The 26,160-nt window shown below is 72.2% G+C and carries 24 protein-coding genes and 1 riboswitch; of the genes, 14 read left to right on the forward strand and 10 right to left on the reverse strand.

The genetic code is table 11. The features are described from left to right. Window positions 1-11 precede the first annotated feature (11 nt). Together DPM19_RS16305 and DPM19_RS16310 are read left to right on the forward strand one after the other, a co-directional pair. On the forward strand, window positions 12-1,163 hold the full coding sequence (locus DPM19_RS16305; RefSeq protein WP_199485121.1) for a glycosyltransferase family 4 protein: 1,152 nt from the start codon (window positions 12-14) through the stop codon (window positions 1,161-1,163). Window positions 1,164-1,296: 133 nt separating this feature from the next. After that, window positions 1,297-3,498: an acyl-CoA dehydrogenase gene (locus DPM19_RS16310; protein ID WP_111868503.1), complete on the forward strand. Its 2,202-nt coding sequence runs from the start codon at window positions 1,297-1,299 to the stop codon at window positions 3,496-3,498. Between the two features lie 47 nt (window positions 3,499-3,545). Here the strand turns inward: DPM19_RS16310 and DPM19_RS16315 are convergent, their stop codons facing one another. After that, a complete protein-coding gene (locus DPM19_RS16315) occupies window positions 3,546-3,875 on the reverse strand; it encodes a hypothetical protein (protein WP_111868506.1) in 330 nt (109 codons plus the stop codon). 142 nt (window positions 3,876-4,017) lie between these two features. Here DPM19_RS16315 and DPM19_RS16320 point away from each other — a divergent pair, with 142 nt between their 5' ends. Genes DPM19_RS16320 through DPM19_RS16330 form a run of 3 tightly spaced genes read left to right on the forward strand, consistent with a single transcriptional unit; the run spans window position 4,018 to window position 6,691 of the window. Then, window positions 4,018-4,431, forward strand: coding sequence for a hypothetical protein (locus DPM19_RS16320; RefSeq protein ID WP_111868508.1), 414 nt, complete (start codon window positions 4,018-4,020; stop codon window positions 4,429-4,431). After that, window positions 4,428-5,306 carry an AAA family ATPase gene (locus tag DPM19_RS16325; RefSeq protein ID WP_111868510.1) on the forward strand — a complete coding sequence of 293 codons (879 nt, stop codon included), beginning with the start codon at window positions 4,428-4,430 and terminating at the stop codon, window positions 5,304-5,306. Before DPM19_RS16320 ends, DPM19_RS16325 begins: the two co-directional genes overlap by 4 nt. After that, entirely contained in the window at window positions 5,303-6,691 is a 1,389-nt protein-coding gene (locus tag DPM19_RS16330) for a vWA domain-containing protein (protein ID WP_111868513.1), read from the forward strand. Before DPM19_RS16325 ends, DPM19_RS16330 begins: the two co-directional genes overlap by 4 nt. Before the next feature lie 21 nt (window positions 6,692-6,712). Here the strand turns inward: DPM19_RS16330 and DPM19_RS16335 are convergent, their stop codons facing one another. Both DPM19_RS16335 and DPM19_RS16340 read right to left on the reverse strand, forming a co-directional pair. After that, window positions 6,713-7,279, reverse strand: coding sequence for a TetR/AcrR family transcriptional regulator (locus DPM19_RS16335; protein ID WP_111868515.1), 567 nt, complete (start codon window positions 7,277-7,279; stop codon window positions 6,713-6,715). A gap of 100 nt (window positions 7,280-7,379) precedes the next feature. Next, a complete protein-coding gene (locus DPM19_RS16340) occupies window positions 7,380-7,715 on the reverse strand; it encodes an SPW repeat protein (RefSeq protein ID WP_111868518.1) in 336 nt (111 codons plus the stop codon). 227 nt (window positions 7,716-7,942) lie between these two features. Next, window positions 7,943-8,055, forward strand: a riboswitch (guanidine-I (ykkC/yxkD leader). Between the two features lie 52 nt (window positions 8,056-8,107). Between DPM19_RS16340 and DPM19_RS16345 the strand changes: the two genes are divergently transcribed. The 4 genes from DPM19_RS16345 to DPM19_RS16360 are packed head-to-tail and all read left to right on the forward strand — an operon-like array spanning window position 8,108 to window position 11,941. Continuing rightward, entirely contained in the window at window positions 8,108-9,268 is a 1,161-nt protein-coding gene (locus tag DPM19_RS16345; protein ID WP_199485122.1) for an agmatinase family protein, read from the forward strand. Further along, window positions 9,265-10,287 (forward strand): ABC transporter substrate-binding protein, encoded by a 1,023-nt coding sequence (locus DPM19_RS16350; protein ID WP_111868520.1) that lies wholly within the window; start codon window positions 9,265-9,267, stop codon window positions 10,285-10,287. The genes DPM19_RS16345 and DPM19_RS16350 overlap by 4 nt, the downstream gene beginning before the upstream one ends. Beyond that, on the forward strand, window positions 10,284-11,165 hold the full coding sequence (locus tag DPM19_RS16355; RefSeq protein ID WP_111868523.1) for an ABC transporter permease: 882 nt from the start codon (window positions 10,284-10,286) through the stop codon (window positions 11,163-11,165). The genes DPM19_RS16350 and DPM19_RS16355 overlap by 4 nt, the downstream gene beginning before the upstream one ends. Continuing rightward, entirely contained in the window at window positions 11,162-11,941 is a 780-nt protein-coding gene (locus DPM19_RS16360; protein ID WP_111869068.1) for an ABC transporter ATP-binding protein, read from the forward strand. The genes DPM19_RS16355 and DPM19_RS16360 overlap by 4 nt, the downstream gene beginning before the upstream one ends. A gap of 3 nt (window positions 11,942-11,944) precedes the next feature. Here the strand turns inward: DPM19_RS16360 and DPM19_RS16365 are convergent, their stop codons facing one another. The 6 genes from DPM19_RS16365 to DPM19_RS16390 form a co-directional block, all read right to left on the reverse strand. After that, entirely contained in the window at window positions 11,945-12,484 is a 540-nt protein-coding gene (locus tag DPM19_RS16365; protein WP_199485123.1) for a GTP-binding protein, read from the reverse strand. 4 nt (window positions 12,485-12,488) lie between these two features. After that, window positions 12,489-12,854 carry a DUF742 domain-containing protein gene (locus DPM19_RS16370; protein WP_111868528.1) on the reverse strand — a complete coding sequence of 122 codons (366 nt, stop codon included), beginning with the start codon at window positions 12,852-12,854 and terminating at the stop codon, window positions 12,489-12,491. Continuing rightward, on the reverse strand, window positions 12,851-13,273 hold the full coding sequence (locus tag DPM19_RS16375; RefSeq protein WP_111868531.1) for a roadblock/LC7 domain-containing protein: 423 nt from the start codon (window positions 13,271-13,273) through the stop codon (window positions 12,851-12,853). The genes DPM19_RS16370 and DPM19_RS16375 overlap by 4 nt, the downstream gene beginning before the upstream one ends. A 16-nt stretch (window positions 13,274-13,289) precedes the next feature. Next, window positions 13,290-15,563 (reverse strand): sensor histidine kinase, encoded by a 2,274-nt coding sequence (locus DPM19_RS16380; protein WP_146778895.1) that lies wholly within the window; start codon window positions 15,561-15,563, stop codon window positions 13,290-13,292. A gap of 311 nt (window positions 15,564-15,874) precedes the next feature. Next, window positions 15,875-16,450 (reverse strand): AAA family ATPase, encoded by a 576-nt coding sequence (locus DPM19_RS16385; RefSeq protein WP_111868535.1) that lies wholly within the window; start codon window positions 16,448-16,450, stop codon window positions 15,875-15,877. A 206-nt stretch (window positions 16,451-16,656) separates the two neighbouring features. Beyond that, complete coding sequence (locus DPM19_RS16390) at window positions 16,657-17,310, reverse strand: MBL fold metallo-hydrolase (RefSeq protein WP_111868537.1); 654 nt, start codon at window positions 17,308-17,310, stop codon at window positions 16,657-16,659. Between the two features lie 244 nt (window positions 17,311-17,554). Here DPM19_RS16390 and uvrA point away from each other — a divergent pair, with 244 nt between their 5' ends. After that, the gene (uvrA, locus tag DPM19_RS16395) at window positions 17,555-20,395 is read left to right on the forward strand and encodes an excinuclease ABC subunit UvrA (protein ID WP_111868539.1); all 2,841 of its coding nucleotides are present in this window, start codon (window positions 17,555-17,557) and stop codon (window positions 20,393-20,395) included. Window positions 20,396-20,574: 179 nt separating this feature from the next. Continuing rightward, a complete protein-coding gene (locus tag DPM19_RS16400) occupies window positions 20,575-21,045 on the forward strand; it encodes a Rieske (2Fe-2S) protein (RefSeq protein ID WP_199485124.1) in 471 nt (156 codons plus the stop codon). Between the two features lie 28 nt (window positions 21,046-21,073). On the opposite strand, the gene DPM19_RS35750 is transcribed toward DPM19_RS16400, so the two are convergent. Continuing rightward, window positions 21,074-22,144: a mechanosensitive ion channel family protein gene (locus DPM19_RS35750; protein WP_199485125.1), complete on the reverse strand. Its 1,071-nt coding sequence runs from the start codon at window positions 22,142-22,144 to the stop codon at window positions 21,074-21,076. A gap of 123 nt (window positions 22,145-22,267) precedes the next feature. Here DPM19_RS35750 and uvrC point away from each other — a divergent pair, with 123 nt between their 5' ends. Genes uvrC through DPM19_RS16420 form a run of 3 tightly spaced genes read left to right on the forward strand, consistent with a single transcriptional unit; the run spans window position 22,268 to window position 26,138 of the window. Beyond that, window positions 22,268-24,277, forward strand: coding sequence for an excinuclease ABC subunit UvrC (gene uvrC / locus DPM19_RS16410; protein ID WP_111868542.1), 2,010 nt, complete (start codon window positions 22,268-22,270; stop codon window positions 24,275-24,277). After that, entirely contained in the window at window positions 24,274-25,152 is an 879-nt protein-coding gene (gene rapZ, locus DPM19_RS16415; protein ID WP_111868543.1) for an RNase adapter RapZ, read from the forward strand. The genes uvrC and rapZ overlap by 4 nt, the downstream gene beginning before the upstream one ends. Then, window positions 25,149-26,138 carry a gluconeogenesis factor YvcK family protein gene (locus tag DPM19_RS16420; RefSeq protein ID WP_199485126.1) on the forward strand — a complete coding sequence of 330 codons (990 nt, stop codon included), beginning with the start codon at window positions 25,149-25,151 and terminating at the stop codon, window positions 26,136-26,138. Before rapZ ends, DPM19_RS16420 begins: the two co-directional genes overlap by 4 nt. Window positions 26,139-26,160 lie beyond the last annotated feature (22 nt).

The following is a 26,160-nucleotide window of genomic DNA, read 5'->3' on the forward strand; positions in this document are numbered from 1 at the left end:
GACGAGGGATCATGGGCGAGGGGCTCGACGGGCTGCGGGTGGCGCTGGTGCTCGGCACCAGCGCCGGAGGGGTGGGCCGGCACGTGCGCTCGGTCGCCGCCGGTCTGGTCGACCGGGGCGCGCGGGTGCTGGTGTGCGGGCCGGCCTCGACCGAGGAGTCGTTCGGGTTCACCGCGGTGGGGGCGCGGTTCGCCGTGGTCGACCTCGCGGACCGGCCCCGTCCGGTGCGCGACGCCCGGGCGGTCGTCCGGCTGCGTTCCCTGGTCCGGGGGGCCGACGTGGTGCACGCGCACGGGCTGCGCACGGGCGGGCTGGCCGTGGCCGCGCGCGCCCGGACGGCTCCGGGGCCGCTGCGGCTGTCGCGGGGCGGCCCGCCGCTGGTGGTGACCCTCCACAACGCCGCCCCGGCGGGTGGCGGGGCCGCCGGCGCGGTGTACGCGGCGCTGGAACGGGTGGTGGCCCGCGGCGCCGACCGGGTGCTCGGGGTCTCGCCCGACCTGGAGGAGCGGATGCGGGCGCTGGGCGCCCGGCGGGTGGGGCGCGCGCTGGTGCCGGCCCCGCCGCCGCGGGAGCGTCCGGACGCGGCCGCCCGGGCCGGGCTGCGGGCGGAACTGCTCGGCGCGGAGGACCGCCCGCTGGTGGTGACGGTCGCCCGGCTCGCTGCGCAGAAGGGGCTGCCCACGCTGCTCGACGCCGCCGCGGGATGGGCCGGGCACTCCCCGCCGCCGCTGGTGGCGCTCGCCGGAGACGGGCCGTTGGAGGGGGAGTTGCGGGACCGGATCGCGGCCGAGGGGTTGCCGGTCCGGCTGCTGGGCCGGCGCGCGGACGTGCCCGTCCTGATGGCCGCCGCGGACGTGGTGGTGCTGCCGAGCGTGTGGGAAGGGCAGCCGCTCGTCGTCCAGGAGGCGCTGCGGGCGGGCCGTCCGCTGGTGGCCACGGAGGTCGGGGGCGTCCCCGACCTGGTGGGCCCGGAGGCCGGGCTGCTCGTGCCGCCGGGCGCACCGGAGGCGCTGCGCGCGGCGGTCGAGCGGGTCCTCGGCGACCGGGACCTCGCGGCGCGGCTGGGTGAGGCCGCCGCGCGGCGGGCCGCCGCCCTGCCGACCGAGGGCGATGCGGTGGACCAACTCGCCGCCCTTTACATTGAACTCGCGGCCCGGGGTTGAGCCCGGACTGTGCACCGGCCCAATCTCGGGCGCACAGATGAGGTACGGGTGCGGTCCCGGTGATCGAGGTCACGGCTCCCCATAACCTGAATCTGGTTCTAGAATCGGCGTCGATAAGGAGAGAAGGTGACCTATGGCCATCGGGTTGACCGAGGAGCACGAAGCCCTCGCCGAATCGGTGCGTGGATTCGCAGAGCGCAACATCACGACAACGGTCGTACGGGCCGCGCTGGAGGCGGATGACGAGGCCCGGCCCCCGTTCTGGGCAGGCCTGGCCGAGCAGGGGCTGCTCGGTCTGCATGTGGCCGAGGAGCACGGCGGACAGGGTTACGGGCTGCTTGAGCTGGCCGTGGTCCTGGAGGAACTGGGCCGTGCCGCCGCACCGGGACCGTTCCTGCCCACGGTGCTCGCCAGCGCCGCGCTGGGCGCCTCCAGCAACGCCAAGGTCCGCGAACTGCTGCCCGGCTTGGCCGACGGGTCCCGCACCGCGGCCCTGTCGCTGGCCGGCGGGCTGACCGGCCGGCGCGACGGAGCCGGGCTGGTGGTCAGCGGTACCGCGGAGCCGGTGCTCGGGGCCAGTCTGGCCGATGTGATCGTCCTGCCGGTGAACACGGACGCCGGCGAGGAGTGGGTCGTCATCGACGCCTCCGACGCGACCGTCACCCCGCTGCCCAGCCTCGACCGGGTCCGCCGCAGCGCCCGGGTCGAGGTCGACGGGCTGACGGTGCCGGCCGACCGGGTGCTCGACGGTCTCGAAGGCCCCCGGGTGCTCGACCTGGCCGCGCTGCTGCTGGGCGCGGAGGCCACCGGCGTCGCCGACTGGTGCGTCACCACCGCGGCCGAGTACGCCAAGGTCCGCGAGCAGTTCGGCCGTCCCATCGGCCAGTTCCAGGGCGTCAAGCACAAGGCCGCCCGGATGCTCATCGCGCTGGAGCAGGGCCGGGCCGCCGTCTGGGACGCGGCGCGGGCGCTGGACGACGACGCCCCGGACGTCGCCTACGCCACCGGCGTCGCCGCGGTCGTGGCCGGCGAGGCCGCGGTGCAGTGCGCGCGCGACTGCATCCAGATCCTCGGCGGCATCGGCTTCACCTGGGAGCACCAGTCGGGCGTCTACCTGCGCCGCGCCCTGACGCTGCGGGCGCTGCTCGGCCCGGCCAAGGAGTGGGCCGACTCGGTGGCCCGGCTGGCCCTCGGCGAGGGCCGTCGCATGGTGCGGCTGGAACTGGACGAGGACACCGAGCCGCTGCGCGAGCGGATCCGTGCCGAGGTCGCCGAGCTCGCCGCCATCACCGACCAGGGCGAGCGGTTCCACAAGATGGGCGACGAGGGCTGGGTCACCCCGCACTTCCCCCAGCCGTGGGGCCGGGGGGCGAACCCGATCGAGCAGATCGTCATCCAGCAGGAACTGCGGGCCGCCAAGGTCAAGGGCCCCTCCCTGACGATCGGCGCCTGGCTGGTGCCCTCGCTGGTCGCCTACGGCACCGAGGAGCAGAAGGAACGCTTCCTGCGGCCGACGCTGCGCGGCGAGATCTACTGGTGCCAGCTGTTCAGTGAGCCCGGCGCGGGCTCGGACCTGGCGTCCCTGTCGATGAAGGCCGAGCGGGTCGAGGGCGGCTGGAAGCTGACCGGCCAGAAGATCTGGACCTCGGTGGCGCAGTTCGCCCAGTGGGGCTTCGCGCTGGCCCGGACCAGCAGCGACGGCCCGACCAAGCATGACGGCATCACCTACTTCCTGGTCGACATGAAGGCGCCCGGCGTCGACGTGCGGCCGTTGCGTGAGCTGACCGGCGAGGCCATGTTCAACGAGGTCTTCCTCGATGGCGTGTTCGTCCCGGACGACTGTGTGGTGGGCGAGGTCGACGGCGGCTGGAAGGTCGCCCGCAACACGCTCAGCAACGAGCGGGTGACGCTGTCCAGCGGCACCGGCGGGAACCTCGGCGTGGGCACCGACGAACTGCTCGCCTTCTTCGCGGGCAAGGACGTCGACGACCTGACCCGCACCGAGCTCGGCAAGCTGCTGTGCGACGGGCAGTCCATCGAACTGCTGGGCCTGCGTACCACGCTCAAGCAGCTCCAGGGCCTGGAGCCGGGCGCCGAGGCGAGCGTGCGCAAGCTGCTGGGCGTGCAGTACAGCCAGAACGTCGCCGACTACCTGTGGGCCGCGCAGGGCACGGCCGCGGTGCTGGAGGAGCCCGGTGCCGCCACCGCCCTGCACGCGCGGTTCATGCTGTTCAGTCGGGCGATGACGATTTACGGCGGTACGACCGAGGTGCAGCTCAACATCATCGGTGAGCGCATGCTGGGTCTGCCCCGCGACCCCGAGCCGGGCCGGTAGCCGGCTGCGCGACCCCGGCCCGGACCGGGCCGGGGTCGGTTACCGGTTCAGTGCCGGCGCAGCGCGTAGGCGACGTTGATCAGCACCAGGCCGATCCAGGCGATCAGCAGCCCGGGCAGCCCGGCGGCGCCGACGGCGATGGCGGTCAGCGGGACCGCGGTGCCCAGGGAGACGCAGGCGATGGTCAGGGCGAACTTCCGGTTCTCGCGCTCGGCGATCTCCCGGGTCCGGACGTGGGCGCCCAGCCGGGCGTCCATCTTCTGTTCGAGGCGTTCGGCCAGGGCGGCCGCGAAGGCGTCGTCGTAGTCGGGGCCGAGCTCTCGCCGGGCCGCCAGCGCCGCCGCCAGGTCGTCGTCGGGGAGCCGGGAAGTGGTCATGGCTCGGTTATACGCCGTTTCCGGCGGCGGGTCGTCGGTCAGGGGAGCCAGGTTCGTTTCAGCCGAAGGTATGAGGCGGTTTCAGGGGAGTGATACAGCTCTCGGTAAAATGCCGCATTCCTCTCCTCGAGCGGAGGCCCGCGTGAGACCGATCGTCCTGCTGACCGTCGCCGGCGCCTTAATCCTCTCCGGGTGCGACGGCGGTGCCGGGGCGGCCGACCCGTCACCCTCAGGGCACGGAGCGGCCACGTCCGCCGTCGGTCCGCTGCCGAGCGTCGCCCCGCAGCAGGTGGCTCGCCTGGTGGGCACCTGGCGCGGCGCCACCGCGGCCAAGGACTACTTCGTGTTCCGGGCCGACGGCACGGGGTCCTGGATGGCCCGGGGGCAGACCCTGTGGAACGGCCAGGCGATCCCCGACCGCGGGGACCGGTTCCGGCTCTCCTGGCAGGGTGGCGACCCCAAGGACGCCACGTACTGGAGCGTTCGACTGACCGAGGGAGGAAAGAAAATGGTGTTCGAGGGGACCAACCAGGTCTACGCCAAGGCGGCCCGGTGAGCGCACTGTTCGGCTCGCCCGCCGACGTGGGCGCGCGGCTGGCCGAGACCGGCTACCTCGCCGACGAGGCCATCACGACGACCGTCTTCCTGGCCGACGCGCTCGGCAAGCCGCTGCTGGTCGAAGGGCCGGCCGGAGTCGGCAAGACCGAGCTGGCCAAGGCGGTGGCGGCCGCGACCGGCGCCGAACTGGTCCGCCTGCAGTGCTACGAGGGGCTGGACGAGCCCCGGGCGCTGTACGAGTGGAACTACAAGAAACAGCTGCTGCGCATCCAGGCGGCCTCCGCCGGAACCGGCGAGCAGGGGTGGGACTCCCTCCAGACGGACATCTTCACCGAGGAGTTCCTGCTGGAGCGGCCACTGCTGGCGGCGATCCGGCGGGCCGAGCCCACGGTCCTGCTCATCGACGAGACCGACAAGGCCGACATCGAGGTGGAGGGGCTGCTGCTGGAGGTGCTGTCGGACTTCCAGGTGACGATCCCGGAGCTCGGCACGGTGACCGCCGTCCGCCGGCCGTTCGTGGTGCTCACCTCCAACGCCGCCCGCGAGCTGTCCGAGGCGCTCAAGCGGCGCTGCCTCTACCTGCATCTGGATTACCCGGCCCCGGAGCGGGAGCGGGAGATCGTGCTCGCCCGGGTGCCCGGCATCGAGGCCGCACTGGCCGAGCGGATCGTCGACACCGTGGGAACGCTCCGCGGCCTGGAGATCAAGAAGGCTCCCTCGATCGCCGAGACCATCGACTGGGCCCACACCCTGCTCGCGCTGGGCGTGACGGAGCTGGACGAGGCCGCGGTGGGCCGCACACTCGGCGTCGTCCTCAAACACGTCTCCGACCAGACCCGGGCCGTCAAGGAACTCGGGCTGCCGGACCGATGAGCCTGGTCGAGCGGCACACCGGATTCCTTGCCGCGCTCCGGGACGCCGGCCTGCCGGTCTCGATCGCCGAGGGGCTCGACGCCGTGCGGGCCCTCCAGGTGATCGACCTGGCCGAGCGCGAGTCGTTGCGGGCCGCGTACGCCGCCGCGATGGTCAAGCGTCCCGCGCACCGCCGTTCCTTCGACACGCTGTTCGATCTGTGGTTCCCCGCCGCGCTCGGCGACGGCGCCGCCGCGGCGGAGTCCCCGGAGCCGGCGGACCGGCCCGTCCCCCAGGGGCCGCCGCTGCCGGCCGCGCTCGACCCCGCCGTGCAGGCCCGGCGGGCGGAACTGCTCGACCTGCTGCTGTCCGGCGACGAGGGCGCGACGCGGAGGTTCGTCCAGGTGGCGGTCGGCGAGCTCGGCCGGACCCCCGACCAGCGGGGGTGGTACTCCTCCGGGGTACTGCGCGCGCTGTCGCCGGAGACGCTGATGGCCCAGCTGCTCAACGCCGTGCTCGCCGGGCAGGAACGCGGCGGGCTGGCCGAGCGCGTTGCCCGGCGCACCTTCCGCGACCGGATCGGGCGGTTCGAGGAGATGGTCGGCACCGAGGTGCGGCGGCGGATCGCCGAGGACAGCGGGCTGGAACGCACCGCCCGGCTGGCGTTGCGCCCGCCCCTGGAACGGCTCGACTTCAACCGGGCCGGCCGGGCCGACCTGGCCGCGCTGCGCCGCGAGGTCCACCCGCTGGCCCGCCGGCTGGCCACCCGGCTGGCCCGGCGGCGCGCGGGACGGCGCGGCAGGCTGGACTTCCGGCGCACCGTCCGGGCCTCGCTGTCGACCGGGGGAGTGCCGCTGACGACCCACCACCGGCCACGCCGCCCGCACAAGCCCGAACTGGTGATCCTGTGCGACGCCAGCTCGTCGGTGTCGGCGTTCGCGCACTTCACCCTGCTGCTCACCTTCGCCCTGCGGGAGCAGTTCACCCGGGTCCGGGCGTTCGCGTTCATCGACAACACCGACGAGATCACCCGCTTCTTCGAGCCCGGTGTGGACGTGTCCGAGGCGATGACCCGGATGGCCCGGGAGGCCGACCTCGTCTGGATCACCGGCCGCAGCAACTACGGGCACGCGATCGACGTCTTCGACGAGCGGTACGCCGACGCGATCACACCGAAGACGTCCCTGCTGATCCTCGGCGACGCCCGGTCCAACTACGGCGACCTGGCGCTGCCCACGTTGCGGCGGCTGGTCGGGGCGGCCCGGCACGCCTACTGGCTCAACCCCGAGCCACGCCGTGACTGGAACACCGGTGACTCGGCCGCCGCGGCCTACGACGAGATCGTCCCGATGTACGAATGCCGCAACCTCGTCCAGCTGACGGAGTTCATCGAGGAACTCGCCTGAACCCCGGGGGCGCTCGCCGGTTCAGCCGAGGGCGCGGGCGATCAGGTCGGCGACGGCGTCGGGGTCCAGCCGCTCGCCGGTGAGCTGGGAGAGGTTCTCCTGGTAGAGCAGCACCGCCGCGAAGGTGCCGGCGGCGACTTCCAGCCGGGCCGCGTCGCCCCGCGCGCCCGGCAGCGCGAGTTCCAGGGCTCGCCGGGCACGGCGGAAGACCTCGCCGTTGAGCCGGCCCAGCCGGTCGCGCACCGAGGTGTGGGTGTCGGCCTCCCGGAACAGGATGCGGCGCATCGCCGGCGAGGCGTGCAGCGGGAACCGCCGGGCGACCCGCGACAGGGTGCGCGCCGGATCGCCGGGTACGGCCTCCACCGCCTCCTCGGGCATCACCTCGATCAGGACGCGCTCCTCGATCAGTGCCACCAGCAGTTCGATCTTCTGCGGGAAGTAGTGGAAGATCAGGCCCTTGGGCACCTCGGCCCGCCGGGCGACGAGCGCGGTGGAGGTGGCGTCGTAGCCGGAGGTGGCGAACAGCGCCTCGGCCGCGTCGAGGATGCGTGTCCTGGCGTCGGCCGGGCCGTTCTGCGTCACCGGCATGTGCGCCCCCGTCTGTTGCCGAGATGCCCCGCCGCGGTCCCCGGGCCGGTGGCGCCGGAGACCGCGGCGGGGTCTCGATCGAGCATTGGTTGAGCCTGGGTCAGGCGGGGGCCTCCGAACCGCTCGTCCGGGTGGCCTCCCACAGGCCGACGATAGCGGCGACGCCGCCGGCGATCCATGCCGTCCAGGCGGCGGCGTCGTCACCGGAGAAGCCGAAGGCCCACGGCGAGACGAAGATGAGGACCGCGAAGGCGGTGCCGGTCCAGGACGACGGCCCGGCCGCCGAGAGCAGCGCGTAGAGCCCCGCGAGGGCGAGCAGGGCGCCGAGCACCATGAGGGGCTGTGTGCCCTTGTCGTCGGCCCACAGCGAGGGCGCGAGGAGAGCGACGAGACCCGCGACGAACGCGACCCCGTCCTGCCATGCGAACTTACCCATTCGCCACCTCCAGGGAGGAATTTCCCGTTGGACCACTTTGTCCTGACAACAGAGATTCCCTGATTGACCGACCGGTCAATCAGGCGGAAACGGTAGACCAGCCTTTCTTTCGAGCCAGGAGTATCTGGCCTTTTGGCGAGGTAAGTCGCCGGCCAATTAACGCAGCGGAAACAGTTTCGAACCCTCAGGGACACGGCCGAGGTCTTGAGTGGGGCCCGACTCACACGGTGAGGCGCGCCTAGGGTTCCGCCGGCCCCCGGAACGGGTGGACCGGGTCTGGTCCGAGAGGCGAGGCGGGTGCACGGCATCCGTTCCACGGCGGGACAAAAGCCCGGGAGGTCAGCGAAGCCTGGCTTCCCCGCGGATCCGGGCTCCGGCATTCGAGGTGGCCCTTGCACTTCCATCCCCGCAAACCCCCCGCCGAACTGCGCTCCGAGGAACTGCACGGCGACTACGGCCCCGAGGCCCGGTACGCCGTCGCCGCCGAGAGGGACCTCCCGACCACCCGGTGGGACGAGGAGGTGGCCCGCGGCCTGGAGTACGGGCTGCCGGGCGCCGACTCGATCGTCGACCGCCGCATCCCCACCTTCTCCCGCGGCGAACTGCCACACTTCGCCGGGATCAACACCTTCCTGAAGGCGCCCTATGTAGAGGACGTCCGGCGGTGCGGCGAGTACGACGTGGCAGTGCTGGGCGCGCCCTTCGACGGCGGCACCACCTACCGCTCCGGCACCCGGTTCGGCCCGCAGGGCATCCGTAAGATTTCCGCCCTGTACGGGCCCTACAGCTTCGAACTCGGGGTCGACCTGCGCGAGTCGATCACCATGGCCGACCTGGGCGACGTGTTCACCATCCCGGGCAACATCGAGAAGACCTTCGACCAGATCAGCAAGGCCGTCTCCCACGTGTACGCCTCGGGCGCCTTCCCGGTGGTGCTCGGTGGGGACCACTCCATCGGCTACCCGACGGTGCGCGGGGTGGCCGAGCACCTGTCGGGCAACCTCGGAATCATCCACTTCGACCGGCACGTCGACACCCAGGAGACCGACCTCGACGAGCGGATGCACACCACCCCCTGGTTCCACGCCACCGACCTGCCGAACGTCCCGCCGAGCAACCTCGTCCAGATCGGCATCGGCGGCTGGCAGGCGCCCCGCCCCGGGGTCAAGGTCGGCAGGGAACGCGGCACCACCATCATGACCGTCACCGACTGCGTCGAGATGGGCATCGAGGCCGCCGCCGAGCGTGCCCTGGAGGTCGCCTGGCGGGACGCCGAGGCGGTCTGGCTGAGCTTCGACGTCGACTGTCTCGACGCGGCCTTCGTGCCCGGCACCGGCTGGCCCGAGCCGGGCGGCTTCCTGCCCCGCGAGGTGCTGAAGTTCATCCAGATCATCGCCGACTCCGCCCCGCTGGCCGGGATCGAGGTCGTCGAGTGCTCGCCGCCCTACGACAACGCGGAGATCACCTCCCTGATCGCCACCCGGGTGATCTGCGACACCCTCGGCTGCCTCGTCCGCTCCGGCCACCTGCCCCTGAAGGGGGGAACGCAATGACCAAGCTCACCACGTCCACCAGGTCCCTCACCGGGCTCGTCCTCGCCCTGGTGCTCCTCGTGCCGGGCCTGGCGGCCTGCGGGGGCGGCGCCACGTCGGCATCGGGCGGCGACAAGATCGTGTTCGGCTTCAGCGCCTGGCCCGGCTGGTTCCCCTGGCAGATCGCCCAGGAGCAGGGGCTGTTCGCCAAGAACGGCGTCGAGGTGGAACTCAAGTACTTCGACAGCTACACCGACAGCCTGACCGCCCTGGCCAACGGGTCGCTCGACTTCAACAGCCAGACGCTCAACGACACGATCTCCTCGGTGGCCGGCGGGGCCGCCGAGACCATCGTGCTGACCAACGACAACTCCACCGGCAACGACCAGATCATCGCCCGTCCCGGCATCTCCACCGTCGCCGACCTCAAGGGCAGGACGGTCGCCGCCGAGCAGGGCACCGTCGACCACTACCTGCTGCTGCTCGCCCTGGAGCGGGCCGGGCTGAGCGAGCGGGACATCACCTTCAAGCCCCTGCTCACCGACGCGGCGGCGGCCGCCTTCGCGGCCAAGCGGGTCGACGCCGTCGGCGTGTTCGCGCCCTTCACCGACACCGCGCTCAAGCTGCCCGGCAGCAAGGCGATCGCCACCTCCAAGGACTTTCCCGGCGCGATCCCCGACCACCTGGTGGCCCGTACCGAACTGGTGAAGAAGAACCCGAAGGCGGTGCAGGCCGTCGTCAAGACCTGGTTCGACACGCTGGCCTGGATCAAGGCCAACCCTGACCGCGCCGTGCAGATCATGGCCAAGCGGGCCGGGGTGAGCCCGGCCGACTACAAGGCCTACGACGCGGGCACGACGATCTTCACCCTGGAGGACAACCTCAAGGCCTTCACCTCCGGTACCACCGACGCCCACCTGGACTTCCAGGCCAAGAAGATCAGCGCCTTCCTCGTCAGCACCAAGCTCGTGGACCGGGCCCCCGACCTGGCCGGCCTGTTCGACCCCACCTTCGTGAAACAACTCGGTGGAGCGGGATGAGCACCGTGGACGAGCTGCCGCCGGCCGCGCGGGCCCGGGAGACCCGCGGCCGTGCGGACTGGCCGGAACTGCCGCGCCACCCGGCCCGGCGGGCCCGCGCGGGGTGGCTGGCGCCGCGCCGGGAGATCTCGCCGGCCGCGCGCTGGACGCTGCGGGCGCTGTCCCTGCTGGTGCCGCTGGCGGTCTGGGTGGCGCTCAGCACCTCCGGCCGGGTCGACCCGACCTTCCTGCCCACCCCGGCGGCGACCTGGGACGCCTGGTGGGAGATGGCCCGCTCCGGCGAGCTGTGGACCGACACGGCGGCCAGCGTCCGCCGGGTGCTGCTGGGATTCGGGCTGGCGCTGCTCATCTCGGTGCCGCTGGGATTCGCGATGGGCACCTGGCGCTGGGCGCTGGCCGCGCTGGAGCCGATCATCGGCCTGGTGCGGTACTGGCCGGCGGGCGCGTTCATCCCGCTGCTGATCATCTGGCTGGGGCTGGGGGAGTCCTCGAAGCTCGCCGTGCTGGTCATCGGTGTGGTGTTCTTCAACACGCTGATGGTCGCGGAGGCCGTGCGGCGGGTGCCCCAGCGGCTGCTGGAGGCGTCCATGACGCTGGGCGCGACCCCCGGGGTGCTGGTCCGCAAGGTGATCTTCCCGTACGCGCTGCCCGGCATCATCGACGCGGCCCGGGTCAACTCGGCGGCGGCGTGGAACCTGGTGGTGATCGCCGAACTCTTCGCCGCGACCTCGGGCCTCGGCTACCGGATCGTGCGGTCGGGGCGGTTCCTGCAGACCGACCGCATCTTCGCGGTGCTGATCGTCATCGGGGTGATCGGCATCCTGATGGACGTCGGGCTGCGGCTGCTACGCGACCGGATCGGCAGGTGGACGCCATGAGCGCCGGACTGGAACTGGCCGGGGTCGGCAAGACCTTCCCCGGCGGCGCGCGGGTGCTGGAGGGCATCGACCTGAGCGTCGCGCCCGGCGAGTTCGTGTGCGTGGCGGGCGCCAGCGGCTCGGGCAAATCCACGCTGCTCAACCTGGTCGCCGGCCTGCTGGAGCCGACCGGCGGCACCGTCACCTGGGACGGCCGTCCGGTCACCGGACCGGGCCCGGACCGGGGGCTGGTCTGCCAGACCGGCGAGCTGTTCCCGTGGCGCACGGTCGCGGCCAACGTCGCGTTCGGGCTGGAACTGCTGCGGATCTCCCGTGCCGAGCGGGCGCGGCGGGTGCGCTGGTACCTGGAGGAGGTCGGGCTGACGGCTTACGCCGACGCGCTGCCCGGCAGCCTGTCCGGCGGCCAACGGCAGCGGGTGGCCATCGCCCGGGCGCTGGCCTGCGAGCCGCACGTCCTCCTGCTGGACGAGCCGTTCGGCGCGCTCGACGTGCAGACCAAGGAGGACATGCAGATCTTCCTGCGGCAGGTCTGGCGGGACACGGGCACGACCGTCGTCATGGTGACCCACGACGTCGAGGAGGCGGTCTTCCTGGCCGGCCGGGTCGTGGTGCTGGCCAGCGACCCCGGCCGGGTGGCCGCGGACCTGCCCGTGGACCTGCCCGCCGAGCGCGACCTGGCCGTCCGGCGCACCCCGGAGTTCCTGGCGCTGCGCACCGAGGTCGAGGACCTGGTCCGCCTGCACCATACGGCCCACACGGCGCGGCGGCCCGGCTGACCGTCAGGTCGCGGCGGCGATCACGCTGTCGAGCAGGGCCAGGACGACCTTCTTGACCGACTCGCGGTCACGCGCGTCGCAGGGCACCAGCGGTACCCGGGCGGGCAGGCCCAGCGCTTCCCGGATCTCCTCCAGCGCGAACCGCCGGGAGTCCGGGAAGTGGTTGATCCCGACCGCCAGTGGCAGGTTCGCCTCCTCGAAGAAGTCCAGCGCGGGGTAGGCGTGGTCGATCCGCCGGGTGTCCATCAGCACGACGGCGCCCAGCGCCCCCTCGATCAGGTCGTCCCACAGGAAGGCGAAGCGCTCCTGGCCGGGCGTGCCGAACAGGTAGAGGACGATCCCCGTGTCCAGGGTGACGCGGCCGAAGTCGAAGGCCACCGTGGTGGTGCCCTTGAGCTCCACCCCGGTGGTGTCGTCGACGCCGGCCGAGACCTCCGTCAGGGCGGCCTCGGTGGTCAGCGGTTCGATCTCCGAGACGGCGCCGACGAAGGTCGTCTTGCCGACGCCGAACCCGCCGGAGATGACGATCTTCGCGGAGATCACGGCTTCAGAGTGCGGCGACACCGTCGCGGATCCTTTCCAGCAGGGACACCGGCGGTCGGTCCTCGAACCCCAGATGCTCGTGGACGCTCAGCAGCCGTTCGGCGATCAGGTCGGCGATGAGCACCCGCACCACGCCGAGCGGGACGTTCAGCAGGACGGAGACCTCGGCCACCGAGATCGGTCGCTGGGCGGCCGCCACGATGCGGCGCCGCTCGAAGTTCAGCGTGGCCGAACGCGCCGCCGCGGTGGCCGTGACCAGTGTCTCGACGCGCAGCCGCGCGTCCGCGGGACGGGTTCGGCCGCCGGTCACGATGAACGGCCGGACCATGCTGTCGACGTCGGGGTCCTCCCACTCGGCGGGTCTCCTCATCGCAGCACCTGGGTTTTCAGCTCGGCGACCAGCTGGGGCGTCAGCAGCGCCCCGAACCGGTCGCACAGCACCGTGATCTCGTGGCCGATCAGGCCGAGGTCGCAGTCGGCGGTCGCGACCACCCCCAGGCAGCTTCCGTCCGAGACGGCCGATACCAGCAGGAAGCCACGCCGCATTTCGATCATGACGAGCTTGAGCCCGTCGAAGCCGTACTGGCGGGAGGCGCTGTGGGCCAGGCTGGTCATCCCGGAGACGATCGCGGCCAGATGCTCGGCCCCCGCCCGGTCCAGCCCTTCCGACATCGCCATCAGCAGCCCGTCGGAGGAGACCGCGACCGCGTCGGTGACGCCGTCGGTCTCCCGCACGAAGCTCGCCAGCAACCAGTTGAAGCTCTGGGTCTCCGAAGTCGCCTGTCCCATCGGGACCGTGGCCTCCTCAATCCGATTCCGTGGGGTATGCCGGGGGGCCGCCGGGGCGGTCCTGCTGCGCCCGGCGGACACCGGAGCGCAGGTCGTCGAGCATCGACCGCACCTCGCCCGGTGAACGTTCCACCCCGTTCGGGGCAGGGGATCCGGCGGGCCGGGCGGGACGGCGCAGCGCGCGGTCACCGGGCCGCCGTTTGACGAGCCCGTTGCGGGTGGTGGCGAGGTCGTCGGCGGGTGGCGACGCCACCGCGACCCGCCCGGCCGCGGTGGCGTGGCCGGGCTCGGGTGCGGCCCGGCGGCCGGTCCCGGCGTGCGCGGCGGAGCCTGCCGGGACGGGCTTGGCCGGCGGGGCCGCCAGCAGGTTCGCGGGCAGCGCCACCCGGGCCGTCACGCCGTTCAGCGGCGAGTCGTGCAGCCGGACCTCGATGCCCAGCCGGGCCGCCAGCACGCCGACGACGTAGTGGCCGAGGTTCCGGGCGGGCGTCACCAGGAAGTTCTGCTCGCCGCGCAGCCGGGCGTTGGCGGTGGCCATCGCCTCCGGCGTCATCCCGACGCCCTGGTCGACGATGGCGATGTGGTACTCCGCGCCCGTCCCGCGCGCCTGCACCTCGACTTCGAGTTCGGGCGGGGAGAACGCGAGCGCGTTCTCGATGAGCTCGGCCAGCAGGTGCGAGATCTCGGCCGCGGCCGACCCCTGGACCAGGGCGTCGTCGGCGCGGCGCAGGACCACCCGCCGGTAGTCCTCGACCTCGGCGAACGCCGAGCGCAGCACGTCGCCGACCGCGACCGGGCCGGACCGGCGGCGGGGGCCGTGCTCGCCGACCAGCACGAGCAGGCTCTCGGCGTTGCGCCGCATGCGGGTGGCCAGGTGGTCGAGCTCGAACAGGTCCGCCAGCTGGTCGGGGTCGGTCTCCTCGCGCTCCAGGGCGGTGATGAAGCCGAGCTGGCGGCGGACGAGGTTCTGGTTGCGGCGGCCCAGGTTGGCCAGCGACTCGGCGGTGTTGCGGCGCATCACCGCCTGCTCCACGGCCAGCCGCACGGCCGTCTCCCGCAGGTGGTCCAGCGCCTCGGTCACCGCGGCGAACTCGTCGTCGCGCCGGGCCAGCTCGGAGCGCACCGAGTCCGGCACCACCGTCGCCGGGTCCTCCGCGGCCTGGATGCGCTCCATCGCCGCCGGCAGCCGGCGTTCGGCGGCGTCGCGGGCCTCGCCGGCCAGCGCCCCCAGCGGGCGCACGATCGACCGGAAGGTGGAGAGCCACACCAGCAGCGCGGCCACCAGGGTGAGTACCGCGGCGGCCGCGTACCCGGCCAGCCGCTGTGTCGCCCCCGTCTCGATCTGCGCGGCCCGGGCCCGCACGTCGTCTCCGATGCCCCGCTGGACGGTGCGCATGTCGTCGACCACGGTGGTCATCGCGTCCCACCAGGTCGGCGGGTTCAGTCCCAGCCGCTCGCCCCGGGCCCCGCCCAGTGCCCGCTGCTCGTAGGCGGCGGCGGTGACGGCCGCGGGAGTGCGCAGCGCCGACTCCAGTGCGAGCGCCCGGCGCGGCGTCGCCGTCCGGGAGAACTGGGCGAAGGCGTCCAGCTTGGTGGCGCGGACCTCGGTGAACCGCAGGTAGTCGTCCTGGGTGAACGAGCCCACGGCGAACACCCCGTTCAGGTGCCCGCGCTCCAGGGCGGTGGCCTCCTTGGCCCGGCCCAGCACCGACAGGGCCGCCAGGCCCCGGCGCAGTTCGGGATCGGGCTGCGTGAGATCGCCGCCCGCGGCCGCGTCGTTCAGGGCGGTGATCGCGGCGGTGTAGAAGTCGAGCATGACCGGCCGGGCGATCCGCCCGGCGTCCACCGAGCCGCGGGTGGTGCCCAGCTCGGCCAGCCGGCCCAGCGCGGCGCGCACGGCGCCGGCGCCCGGGCTCCCGCCGCGGGCCAGCAGCCGGTCCAGGGCGGCCCGGCTCTCGTCGGACCGGCGGCGCTGGGCGTCCACCTGGGCCCGGTAGCCGGTCTCGCCGCCCAGCAGGCCGCTCGTCAGCCCGCGCTCGCGCTGCAGGGAGTGGATCAGTTCCTGGGTGGCCAGCACCAGTTCGACGCCGGCCACGGCGGCGTCCGCCTGCCGGGTCACCCGGGTCTGGTCCGCCACCCCGAGGATGGACAGCCCGGCCAGCAGCACGGTGGGGACGGAGAGGATCAGGGCCATCCGCGCCCTGATCGTCCGGACCCGGGCGAAGCGCCTGCGCGGTGCGGGATCGGAGGTCTTCCCGTGCCGCGCGGGCGCGCGATGCCGCAGGCTCACCGGTCTCGCCCGGACTGTGCGCTCATGCGTGCCCCTCGCCGATCGCGATCGCAGGGGTCCTGTGCGCCCCCGGTCACCTCCGGCAGGGCCGGAGCTCGATGGGTGGGGACCCTAGGAGCAGCGTGTTGCAGCGGGATTGCCGGAATGTGAGCACCAGATGCGGGAATTCTCACTTCGCTTCGGGCGTGTTCTGGTGCCGAATTCGGCCGGTGGTGCGGTGGGAATCCGGCCTGGTTGGGGCCGGGTTTCTGGTAAATGGGGCTAATGTATTGATTGTCGGTGTTTGGCGTAGATTGGGCCTTTTGGGGGGATTACCCGTCGAAGCGGATGCCGCCCAGGTCGTCGGCGGCCGCCCGGTCGAGGACGGTGATGCTGGCCGCGGGAAGCCCTCCTTCCCGGGCGCGGTCGACCAGCCCCTCCCACCGCCGGCAGTGCCGGGCGAAGGTGGTGGCGGTGAGCACCCGCCCCCGGGAGTACTGCCCCTCCCGGGCGACGCGCGGCGGCACGTCGAGCAGGATCAGGTGCACCCCGGTGCCGAGCCGGCCGGTGAGCCAGCGGAAGCCGCGCAGTATGTGCGGCCAGGTGCCCCGGGTATGCGCCACCACGGCGTGCCCCGTCAGCAGCGCCCGGGCGATGCGCCACACGTGGGTGGTGTAGATCAGTGGAGTGTGCAGCCTGGGCGGGATCGGACCGAGATAACGCGCCCACCAGTTCCGTGCCTGCCGCGAGTCGATCACCAGCACGCCGTCCCCCGCCGGGACGGGCCGGGTCTCGTCGCCGCGCAGCCCGTACAGCCGGCGTAGCAGGGTGCTCTTCCCGGCACCCGGCAACCCCGCCAGGAGGACCAGAGACCCGGCCGGATAGCGCAGATCAACGGCGGACGGCATGGCGGGACACCTCGTACGGTAGAAGACTGCCGGGCTTTCATCATCCACGCGGCACAGGACCGGTGGTGGGAGCTGAAAGGTTCGACGGGATCTTGCTCATCTGAGCAACGAAGACGGCGCGCCCCCGGTTTCCGTGGTGAGGAGAGCAGCAGTGCAGACGTTCCTGCCGTACGTGTGGCCCGTCCCGGACCGGCCCTAGTTCCGGGTCACCAGCCGCGGGTGCGCCATTCGGGCAGGTGGGGGCGCTCCCTGCCCAGGGTGGTGTCCTTGCCGTGCCCGGGGTACACCCAGGTCTCGTCGGGCAGCGGGTCGAAGACGCGCTCCTCCACGTCGGCCAGCAGGCTGGCGAACAGCTGGGGGTCGCCCCAGGTGTTGCCCACCCCACCGGGGAAGAGGCTGTCGCCGGTGAACAGGTGCGGGGTCTGTGCCGCGGTGTGGAGCAGGGCGACCGATCCCGGGGTGTGGCCGCGCAGGTGGACGACCTCCAGCGTGACCTCGCCGACCCGTACCGTGTCGCCGTGCTCGACGGGCTCGGTCACCGGCACGGGCAGGGTCTCGGCGTCGAGGGGGTGCGCGACGACGGGCGCGCCGGTCGCGGCCACGACCTCGCCCAGCGCCTCCCAGTGGTCCTGGTGGCGGTGGGTGGTGACGATCCGGCTCAGCGGGCCGTCGCCGACGAGTTCGAGCAGCCGGGACGCCTCGTTGGCGGCGTCGATCAGCAACTGGTCGCCGGTGGCGGTGCAGCGCAGCAGGTAGGCGTTGTTGTCGTAGGGACCCACGGCCAACTTGGTGATCTTGAGGCCGGGCACTTCGCGGACCGCGGGCGGGCCGCCTACCTGGACGTCTCCGGTGTAACTCATGGCTGTCCCTCGCTCGCGTCGAACTCGCGGTGGAATGGTCGGTCGCGTCATCCTTCCCTATCAGGCGGCCCTCCGCCCGCGGTGCCCCGGCCCGGCGCGTTCGAGTGGCGACCGATCTTCGAACACGTGTACGGTTCGGGGATGTGAACGGGGGTACCGGGCGTGGCGGTCGATGCCGTCCGATCCGGTCATGGCCCCGGCTAGCCTGATTCTTCGTCCAGGCCTAGGGAAAACGGATACCACCGTGCATGACCGTCTCATCGTGCGTGGCGCGCGCGAGCACAACCTGAAGGACGTCTCCCTCGACCTGCCCAGGGACGCCCTGGTCGTGTTCACCGGGCTGTCGGGGTCGGGGAAGTCGAGCCTGGCCTTCGACACGATCTTCGCCGAGGGGCAGCGTCGCTACGTCGAGTCCCTGTCGGCGTACGCCCGGCAGTTCCTCGGCCAGATGGACAAGCCCGACGTCGACTTCATCGAGGGCCTGTCCCCGGCGGTGTCCATCGACCAGAAGTCCACCTCCAAGAACCCCCGCTCGACGGTTGGCACGATCACCGAGGTCTACGACTACCTGCGGCTGCTGTACGCCCGGATCGGCCGTCCGCACTGCCCCGAGTGCGGTCGCGCGATCGGCCGGCAGACCCCGCAGCAGATCGTCGACCGGGTGCTGGAGCTGCCCGAGGGCACCCGGTTCCAGGTGCTCGCCCCGGTGATCCGCGGCCGCAAGGGCGAGTACGCCGAGCTCTTCCGCGAGCTGCAGAGCAAGGGCTTCTCCCGGGCCCGGGTGGACGGTGTGATCATCCGGCTCGACGAGCCGCCCCGGCTGAAGAAGCAGGAGAAGCACGACATCGCGGTGGTCGTTGACCGGCTCAGCGTCAAGGACTCCTCCCGGCACCGGCTGTCCGACTCGGTGGAGACCGCGCTCGGCCTGGCCGGCGGCACGATCGTGCTCGACTTCGTCGACCTGCCCGAGGACGACGAGAACCGCGAGCGGATGTACTCCGAGCACCTCTACTGCCCCTACGACGACCTGTCGTTCGAGGAGCTCGAACCGCGCTCGTTCTCCTTCAACTCCCCGTACGGGGCCTGCCCCGACTGCACCGGGCTGGGCACCCGGATGGAGGTCGACCCCGAGCTGCTGGTGCCCGACGAGGAGAAGACCCTCGCGGAGGGCGCGATCCAGCCCTGGTCCAACGGGCATGTCAGCGAGTACTTCCAGCGCCTGCTCGGCGGGCTCGGCGACGCCATGGGCTTCACCCTCGACACCCCCTACGAACGGTTGCCGGTCAAGGCGCGCAAGGCGATCCTGAACGGTCACGAGACCCAGGTGCACGTCAGCTACCGCAACCGGTACGGCCGCACCCGCTCGTACTACACCAGCTACGAGGGGGTGATCCCCTACATCCAGCGCCGGTACGCCGAGTCCGAGAGCGACGGCGTGCGGGAGAAGCTCGAAGGCTACATGCGCGAGGTCCCGTGCCCCACCTGCCAGGGCGCGCGGCTCAAGCCGGTGGTGCTCGCGGTGACCATGGGCGGCCGGTCGATCGCCGAGATCGCCGCGATGCCGATCGGCGAGTGCGCCAAGTACCTGCTGTCCATGGAGCTCGACGAGCGCGAGCGGCACATCGCCGAGCGGGTGCTCAAGGAGATCAACGCCCGGCTGGGGTTCCTGCTCGACGTGGGGCTGGACTACCTCACCCTCGACCGGGCGTCGGCCACGCTGGCCGGCGGCGAGGCCCAGCGCATCCGGCTGGCCACCCAGATCGGCTCCGGCCTGGTCGGGGTGTTGTACGTGCTCGACGAGCCGTCCATCGGCCTGCACCAGCGCGACAACCACCGGTTGCTGGAGACGCTGATCCGGCTGCGTGACATGGGCAACACCCTGATCGTGGTGGAGCACGACGAGGACACCATCCAGGCCGCCGACTGGGTCGTCGACATCGGGCCGGGGGCGGGCGAGCACGGCGGTGAGATCGTCGTCTCCGGGCCGGTCGAGGACCTGCTGGCCGCCGACCGCTCGATGACCGGCGCCTACCTGTCGGGCCGCCGTCAGATCAGGGTCCCCGAGGTGCGGCGCAAGCCGCAGAAGGGGCACGAGGTCGTCGTCAAGGGCGCCCGGCAGAACAACCTGCGCGACGTCGACGTGGCGTTCCCGCTGGGCGTGTTCACCGCGGTCACCGGGGTCTCCGGGTCGGGCAAGTCGACGCTGGTCAACGACATTCTCTACAACGCGCTGGCCAAGCAGCTGCACGGCGCCCGCACGGTGCCCGGCCGGCACCGGCGCATCACCGGCGTCGACCGGCTCGACAAGGTGGTGCACGTCGACCAGTCGCCGATCGGCCGCACCCCGCGCTCCAACCCGGCCACCTACACCGGGGTCTTCGACCACATCCGCAAGCTGTTCGCGCAGACCACCGAGGCGAAGGTGCGCGGGTACCAGCCGGGCCGGTTCTCGTTCAACGTCAAGGGCGGCCGGTGCGAGAACTGTTCCGGCGACGGCACGATCAAGATCGAGATGAACTTCCTGCCGGACGTCTACGTGCCGTGCGAGGTCTGCCACGGGGCGCGCTACAACCGCGAGACCCTCGAGGTGCACTACAAGGGCAAGACGATCGCCGAGGTGCTCGACATGCCGATCGAGGAGGCGAGCGTCTTCTTCGAGCCGATCTCGGCGATCCACCGGCATCTGCGCACCCTCAACGACGTCGGGCTCGGCTACGTGCGGCTCGGCCAGCCCGCGCCGACGCTGTCGGGCGGCGAGGCCCAGCGGGTGAAGCTGGCCTCCGAACTGCAGCGCCGCTCCACCGGGCGGACGATCTACGTGCTCGACGAGCCCACCACCGGCCTGCACTTCGAGGACATCCGCAAGCTGCTCGGCGTGCTCAACGGGCTGGTCGAGAAGGGCAACACGGTGATCGTCATTGAGCACAACCTCGATGTGATCAAGACGGCCGACTGGATCATCGACATGGGGCCCGAGGGCGGATCCCGGGGCGGCACCCTGGTCGCCGCCGGCACGCCCGAGGAGGTGGCCGGGGTCGACGCCAGCCACACCGGCCAGTTCCTGGCCAAGATCCTGGGCGGTTGACCGGACGCCGTCCGGCTGACCTCGGTTTTTCCGGGTAGCGGGTTCCCGGAGCCCGAGGGCGGCCGGCGGACGTTGAACCGTTCGCCGTGACCACTCGTGGTGAGGGGTGTCAGCGCGCGGGGCGGAGGACCCGCGACCGAACGGACGGAGAGCGAGAGCCCATGCGACAGGAGTCCGGGATGGAAGTGGACGGCGCGGAACAGGAGCAGCGGGGGAGCACCCGGCGCGGAGTGCTGGCGGGAGTCGGCCTGATCGGCGTGGCCGGGGCGGTGGCCGCGTGCGGCGGCTCCGACGAGGCGGGCGGCGACGACGCCGGCTCCGGTGACCCGGGTGGTGCTCCCGCCGCGGGGGGCACGGTCCTGGCCAAGACCAGCGAGATCCCGGTCGGCGGCGGAAAGATCTTCGAGGGGCAGAAGGTCGTGGTCACGCAGCCCACCCAGGGCGAGTTCAAGGCGTTCAGCACCGAGTGCACCCACCGCAAGTGCCCGGTCGACGAGATCCGCGGCAGCGAGATCATCTGCCCCTGCCACGGCAGCAAGTTCAAGATCACCGACGGCAGCAAGGTGGCCGGGCCGCCGCCGCAGTCGGGGAACGGCACCCTGGCCACCAGGAACATCAAGGTCGAGGGCGACTCGATCAGCCTGGCGTAAGCAGTCGGTGGCCGGCCGGTGCCGGCCGTCAGGAACGTTCGGCGAGGTCCTCGCCGGGCATGCCCAGCCCGGTGGGGACCTCGGCGCGCAGCCGGGGGAGCGCCTCCGGATGATGCTCCCGGATATGGGTGACGAGCCGCTCGCGGACGTCGCAGCGCAGATCCCAGGCGCTCGCGGAGTCCGCGGCGCTCATCAGCGCGCGGAGCTGGACCAGGCCGTTGGGCAGCACGTCGGTGACCTGGAGTACCCAGTCGCGCTGGTCCCACAGCGGGTGCTCGCGCAGCGTCCGGTACAGCTCGGTGCGCAGCTCGTCCACCGGTACGGACCAGTCCACATGGATCAGCACGGAACCGATCACCCGGCTGCCGTGCCGGGTCCAGTTCTCGAACGGCTTGTCGGCGAAGTACGACACGGGCAGGATCAGCCGGCGCTCGTCCCAGGTCCGCACCACCACGTAGCTCAGGGTCAGCTCCTCGATCCGGCCCCACTCGTCCTCGATGACCACCACGTCGTCCAGCCGGATGGCGTCGCTGAACGCGAGCTGCAGCCCGGCGAAGACGTTGCTCAGCACCGGCTGGGCGGCCAGGCCGACCACCAGCCCTGCCACCCCGGCGGAGGCCAGTACCCCGGCGCCCAGCGCGCGGACCTCGGGGAAGGTGAACAGCGCGGTGCCGATCGCCAGCAGGACCACCGCGGCCGAGGAGACCCGGCGCAGCAGCAGCATCTGGGTCCGGGCCCGGCGGGCGCGCCGGTTGCGCTCGCCCTCCACCTGGGTCAGCCGGTTCAGCGCCGGGTCGGTCAGCGCGTAGGCGATCTGCAGGAGCAGCCAGGTCGTCGTCCCGATGAGCGCGATCGTCAGCAGTTGCTGGACGACCTCGTAGGCGTCCGGGCTCAGGAAGTGCCCCGGCAGGGCGGCGTTCGCGCTGGCCGTCACCGCCCAGGCGAAGCCGGGGCGGGCGCAGCGGCGTGCCGCCGCCGCGGCACCGGGTCGCCGGGCCGACAGCCGCCCGGCCACCAGCCGCCGCACCCCCTCCACCAGGCCGGCGGACGCCACGACGGCGACCGCGAAGATGATCCATGCCCAGAGCGCGGCGGACACGAGACGGAGACCTCCTCAGGTTGCGGATCCGATCTTCACCCCTTTATCCCGTTCTTTACGGAATGAACGCAAGGAGGATCACAGTCGGCCGCGGCTGTCGTATCCGGCCACTAGGCTTTGGATGTGGCAGATCCGGCGACCTACCGCCCCGCACCGGGGTCCGTCCCCGAGTCGCCGGGCGTCTACCGCTTCCGCGACGAGGGCGGCCGGGTCATCTACGTGGGCAAGGCCAAGAACCTGCGCTCCCGACTGAACTCCTACTTCGCCGACTTCGCCGGGCTGCACCCGCGCACCCAGACCATGCTCCAGACCGCCGCCCGGGTCGACTGGACCGTGGTCGGCACCGAGGTCGAGGCGCTCCAGCTCGAGTACTCCTGGATCAAGGAGTACGACCCGCGCTTCAACGTGCGTTACCGCGACGACAAGTCCTATCCCTACCTCGCGGTCACCCTGGACGAGGAGTTCCCCCGGGTGATGGTGATGCGGGGCGCCAAGCGCAAGGGCGTCCGCTACTTCGGGCCCTACTCCCACGCCTGGGCGATCCGCGAGACCGTCGACCTGCTGCTGCGGGTCTTCCCGGTGCGCACCTGCAAGCCCGGTACCTTCGAGCGCCAGCACCGGATCGGCCGGCCCTGCCTGCTGGGCGACATCGGCAAGTGCTCCGCGCCGTGCGTGGGACGGGTCACCCCGCAGGAGCACCGCCTGCTGGCCGAGGAGTTCTGCGAGTTCATGGCGGGCAACACCGGCCGCTTCATCAAGCGGTTGGAGCGCGAGATGCGCGCGGCCGCCGCGGTGGAGGAGTACGAGCGGGCCGCCCGGCTGCGCGACGACGTCCGGGCGCTGCAGCAGGCCCTGGAGAAGCAGTCGGTGGTGCTCGGCGACGACACCGACTGCGACGTGATCGCGCTGGCCGAGGACCCGTTGCAGGCCGCCTTCCAGGTCTTCTACGTGCGCGGCGGCCGGATCCGCGGCCAGCGGGGCTGGGTGGTCGACAAGGTCGAGGACGTTTCCGCCGGAGAACTGGTCGAGCGCTTCCTCATGCAGCTCTACGAGGAGGGCGCCGACGCCGGCATGCCGCGCGAGGTGCTGGTGCCGGCCGAGCCGGCGGACGCCACGGCGATGACCGACCTGCTGGGCGGGCGGCGCGGCGGGCCCGTCCGGCTGCGGGTACCGCAGCGCGGCGACAAGAAGGCGCTGCTGGACACCGTTGAGCGCAACGCCCGGGAGGCGCTCAAACAGCACAAGACCCGGCGGAGCAGTGACCTGACCGCCCGCAGCCTGGCGCTCCAGGAGATCCAAGAGGCGCTCGGCCTGGCCGAGGCGCCGCTGCGGATCGAGTGCTACGACGTCTCCAACCTCCAGGGCACCGACGTCGTCGCCTCCATGGTGGTGTTCGAGGATGGGCTGCCGCGCAAGAGCGAGTACCGGCGGTTCAAGATCCGCACCGTCGAGGGGCAGGACGACGTCCGCTCGATCCACGAGGTGATCACCCGCCGCTTCCGCCGCCACCTGGCCGAACGCGACGCCGCTCCGGCGGTCGCAGCCGAGCGGCGGGAGGGCGCCGCCGGTGACGTCCTGGCCGCCTACGGCTTCGAGGACGCCGAGGAGGGCGGGCACCGCCCGATCGACCCCGAGACGGGCCGGCCGCGCAAGTTCGCCTACCCGCCCAACCTGGTGGTGGTCGACGGCGGCGCGCCGCAGGTGGCGGCGGCCAGGCGGGCACTCGATGAGCTCGGCGTCGACGACATCGACGTGTGCGGCATCGCCAAGCGGATGGAAGAGGTCTGGCTGCCGGGCGACGACGATCCGGTGATCCTGTCGCGCGGCAGCGAGGGCCTTTTCCTGTTGCAGCGGCTGCGTGACGAGGCCCACGACTTCGCGATCCGGTACCACCGGCAGCGCCGCTCCAAGGGCATGACCGCCAGCGAACTCGACGCGGTGCCGGGCCTGGGCCCGGCCCGCCGCCGGGCGCTGCTGCAGCACTTCGGGTCGCTGCGCCGGCTGAAGGAGGCGACGCCCGACCAGATCGCCGAGGTCCCCGGAATCGGGCTGCGCACGGCCGAGTCGATCCTGGGCGCGCTGCGGGGAGAACCGTCATCGGGAGAGCACGGACAGGGGGAGAAGCCTGGATGACCACGGACACGCATATCCCGGACATAGTGATCGTCACTGGTATGTCGGGAGCCGGCCGCAGCACCGCGGCCAAGTCCCTGGAGGACCTCGACTGGTTCGTGGTCGACAACCTGCCGCCCGGCCTGCTGGGCACCATGGCCGATCTCGGCGGGCGGGTGAAGGGCGCGGTGCCGCGCATCGCCGTGGTGGTCGACGTGCGCAGCCGCGCCTTCACCACCGACCTGGACAGCTCGATCAAGGACCTGGAGACCCGGGGCGTGCACCCCCGGGTGGTGTTCCTGGAGGCCAGCGACGAAGAGCTGGTCCGGCGCTTCGAGAGCGTCCGCCGCCCGCACCCGCTGCAGGCCGACGGCCGGCTGGTCGACGGCATCGCCCGGGAACGCGAGCTGGTCCGCGAGGTGCGCGCGAGCGCCGACCTGGTGATCGACACCAGCGGCCTCAACGTGCACGAGCTGCGGGCGAAGATCGTCGGCTTCTTCGGCGACGACAGCGGCGAGTCCAGCCTGCGGGCCACCGTGGTGTCCTTCGGTTACAAGTACGGCCTGCCGGTGGACGCCGACCTGGTCGTCGACTGCCGGTTCCTGCCCAACCCGCACTGGGTGCCCGAACTGCGGCCCAAGACCGGGCGCGACCCGGCGGTCCGCGACTACGTGCTGGGCCGGCGCGGGGCCAAGGAGTTCCTCGACTCCTACACCGAGGTGCTGCGGTTGCTGGTCGAGGGCTACGAGCGGGAGGGCAAGCACTACGTCACGCTCGCCGTGGGCTGCACCGGGGGCAAGCACCGCAGCGTGGCGATGTCGGAGCAACTCGCCGCCCGGCTGCGGGACGAGGGCCTGGAGGTCCAGGTCGCCCATCGCGATCTGGGCCGGGAATGAGAGAGCGCGCCGAGCCGCCCGCCCCCGGGGACGCACCGACCCGGGTGGTCGCCCTGGGCGGCGGTCACGGCCTGTACGCGTCACTGTCCGCGCTGCGCCGGGTGACCGGCGACCTGACGGCGGTGGTGACGGTCGCCGACGACGGTGGCTCCAGCGGGCGGCTCCGCCGTGAGCTGGGCGTGCTTCCCCCCGGTGATCTGCGGATGGCGCTGGCCGCGCTGTGCGGCGACGACGACTGGGGGCAGACCTGGAGCCGGGTGGCGCAGCACCGGTTCCGCAGCAAGGGCGACCTGCACGACCACGCGGTCGGCAACCTGCTGATCGTGGCGCTGTGGGAGCTGCTGGAGGGCACCACGCCCGATCCCACCGTGGCGGGGCTCGACTGGGTGGGGCGGCTGCTGGGCGCGCAGGGCCGGGTGCTGCCGATGGCGTCGGTGCCGCTGGACATCGTCGCCGAGGTGCAGGGCGCCGACCCCGCGCGACCGGAGCAGATCTCCCATGTCCAGGGCCAGGTGGCGTGCGCGATGACGCCCGGCAAGGTGCTGAGCATGTCGCTGGTGCCCCCGGACCCGCCCGCATGCGAGGAGGCGCTGGCCGCCATCGAGGAGGCCGACTGGGTGGTGTTCGGGCCGGGCTCCTGGTTCACCAGCGTGCTCCCGCATCTGAAGGTTCCCGAACTGGCCCGGGCGCTGACCCGGACCCGCGCCCGGCGGGTGGTCGCGCTCAACCTGGCGCCACAGCCGGGTGAGACCGACGGGTTCTCCCCGCACACCCATCTGGAGGTGATGCAGGCGCATGCGCCCGACCTGCGGGTCGACGTCGTACTGGCCGACCGTGGGGTGGTCGATGACGCCGACGCGCTGGACAAGGCGGTGCGGTCGCTGGGCGGCTCGCTGGTGCTCGCCGACATCGCGGCGGCCGACGGTTCGCCACGTCATGATCCGGCTCGTCTGGCCCAAGCCTTCGTACAGATCTTCCGTGACTGACGTCCGGCCGGTCGCGGATGGG

Source organism: Actinomadura craniellae (assembly GCF_003289645.1).
In the GTDB taxonomy this organism is placed as follows: Bacteria; Actinomycetota; Actinomycetes; order Streptosporangiales; family Streptosporangiaceae; genus Actinomadura_D; species Actinomadura_D craniellae.

Coding starts and splice junctions, on each gene's coding strand:
- DPM19_RS16305 (WP_199485121.1), top strand. CDS start 12: ATGGGCGAGGGGCTCGACGGGCTGCGGGTGGCGCTGGTGCTCGGCACC.
- DPM19_RS16310 (WP_111868503.1), top strand. CDS start 1,297: ATGGCCATCGGGTTGACCGAGGAGCACGAAGCCCTCGCCGAATCGGTG.
- DPM19_RS16315 (WP_111868506.1), bottom strand. CDS start 3,875: ATGACCACTTCCCGGCTCCCCGACGACGACCTGGCGGCGGCGCTGGCG.
- DPM19_RS16330 (WP_111868513.1), top strand. CDS start 5,303: ATGAGCCTGGTCGAGCGGCACACCGGATTCCTTGCCGCGCTCCGGGAC.
- DPM19_RS16335 (WP_111868515.1), bottom strand. CDS start 7,279: ATGCCGGTGACGCAGAACGGCCCGGCCGACGCCAGGACACGCATCCTC.
- DPM19_RS16340 (WP_111868518.1), bottom strand. CDS start 7,715: ATGGGTAAGTTCGCATGGCAGGACGGGGTCGCGTTCGTCGCGGGTCTC.
- DPM19_RS16350 (WP_111868520.1), top strand. CDS start 9,265: ATGACCAAGCTCACCACGTCCACCAGGTCCCTCACCGGGCTCGTCCTC.
- DPM19_RS16355 (WP_111868523.1), top strand. CDS start 10,284: ATGAGCACCGTGGACGAGCTGCCGCCGGCCGCGCGGGCCCGGGAGACC.
- DPM19_RS16360 (WP_111869068.1), top strand. CDS start 11,162: ATGAGCGCCGGACTGGAACTGGCCGGGGTCGGCAAGACCTTCCCCGGC.
- DPM19_RS16370 (WP_111868528.1), bottom strand. CDS start 12,854: ATGAGGAGACCCGCCGAGTGGGAGGACCCCGACGTCGACAGCATGGTC.
- DPM19_RS16375 (WP_111868531.1), bottom strand. CDS start 13,273: ATGGGACAGGCGACTTCGGAGACCCAGAGCTTCAACTGGTTGCTGGCG.
- DPM19_RS16385 (WP_111868535.1), bottom strand. CDS start 16,450: ATGCCGTCCGCCGTTGATCTGCGCTATCCGGCCGGGTCTCTGGTCCTC.
- DPM19_RS16390 (WP_111868537.1), bottom strand. CDS start 17,310: ATGAGTTACACCGGAGACGTCCAGGTAGGCGGCCCGCCCGCGGTCCGC.
- DPM19_RS16400 (WP_199485124.1), top strand. CDS start 20,575: ATGGAAGTGGACGGCGCGGAACAGGAGCAGCGGGGGAGCACCCGGCGC.
- rapZ (WP_111868543.1), top strand. CDS start 24,274: ATGACCACGGACACGCATATCCCGGACATAGTGATCGTCACTGGTATG.
- DPM19_RS16420 (WP_199485126.1), top strand. CDS start 25,149: ATGAGAGAGCGCGCCGAGCCGCCCGCCCCCGGGGACGCACCGACCCGG.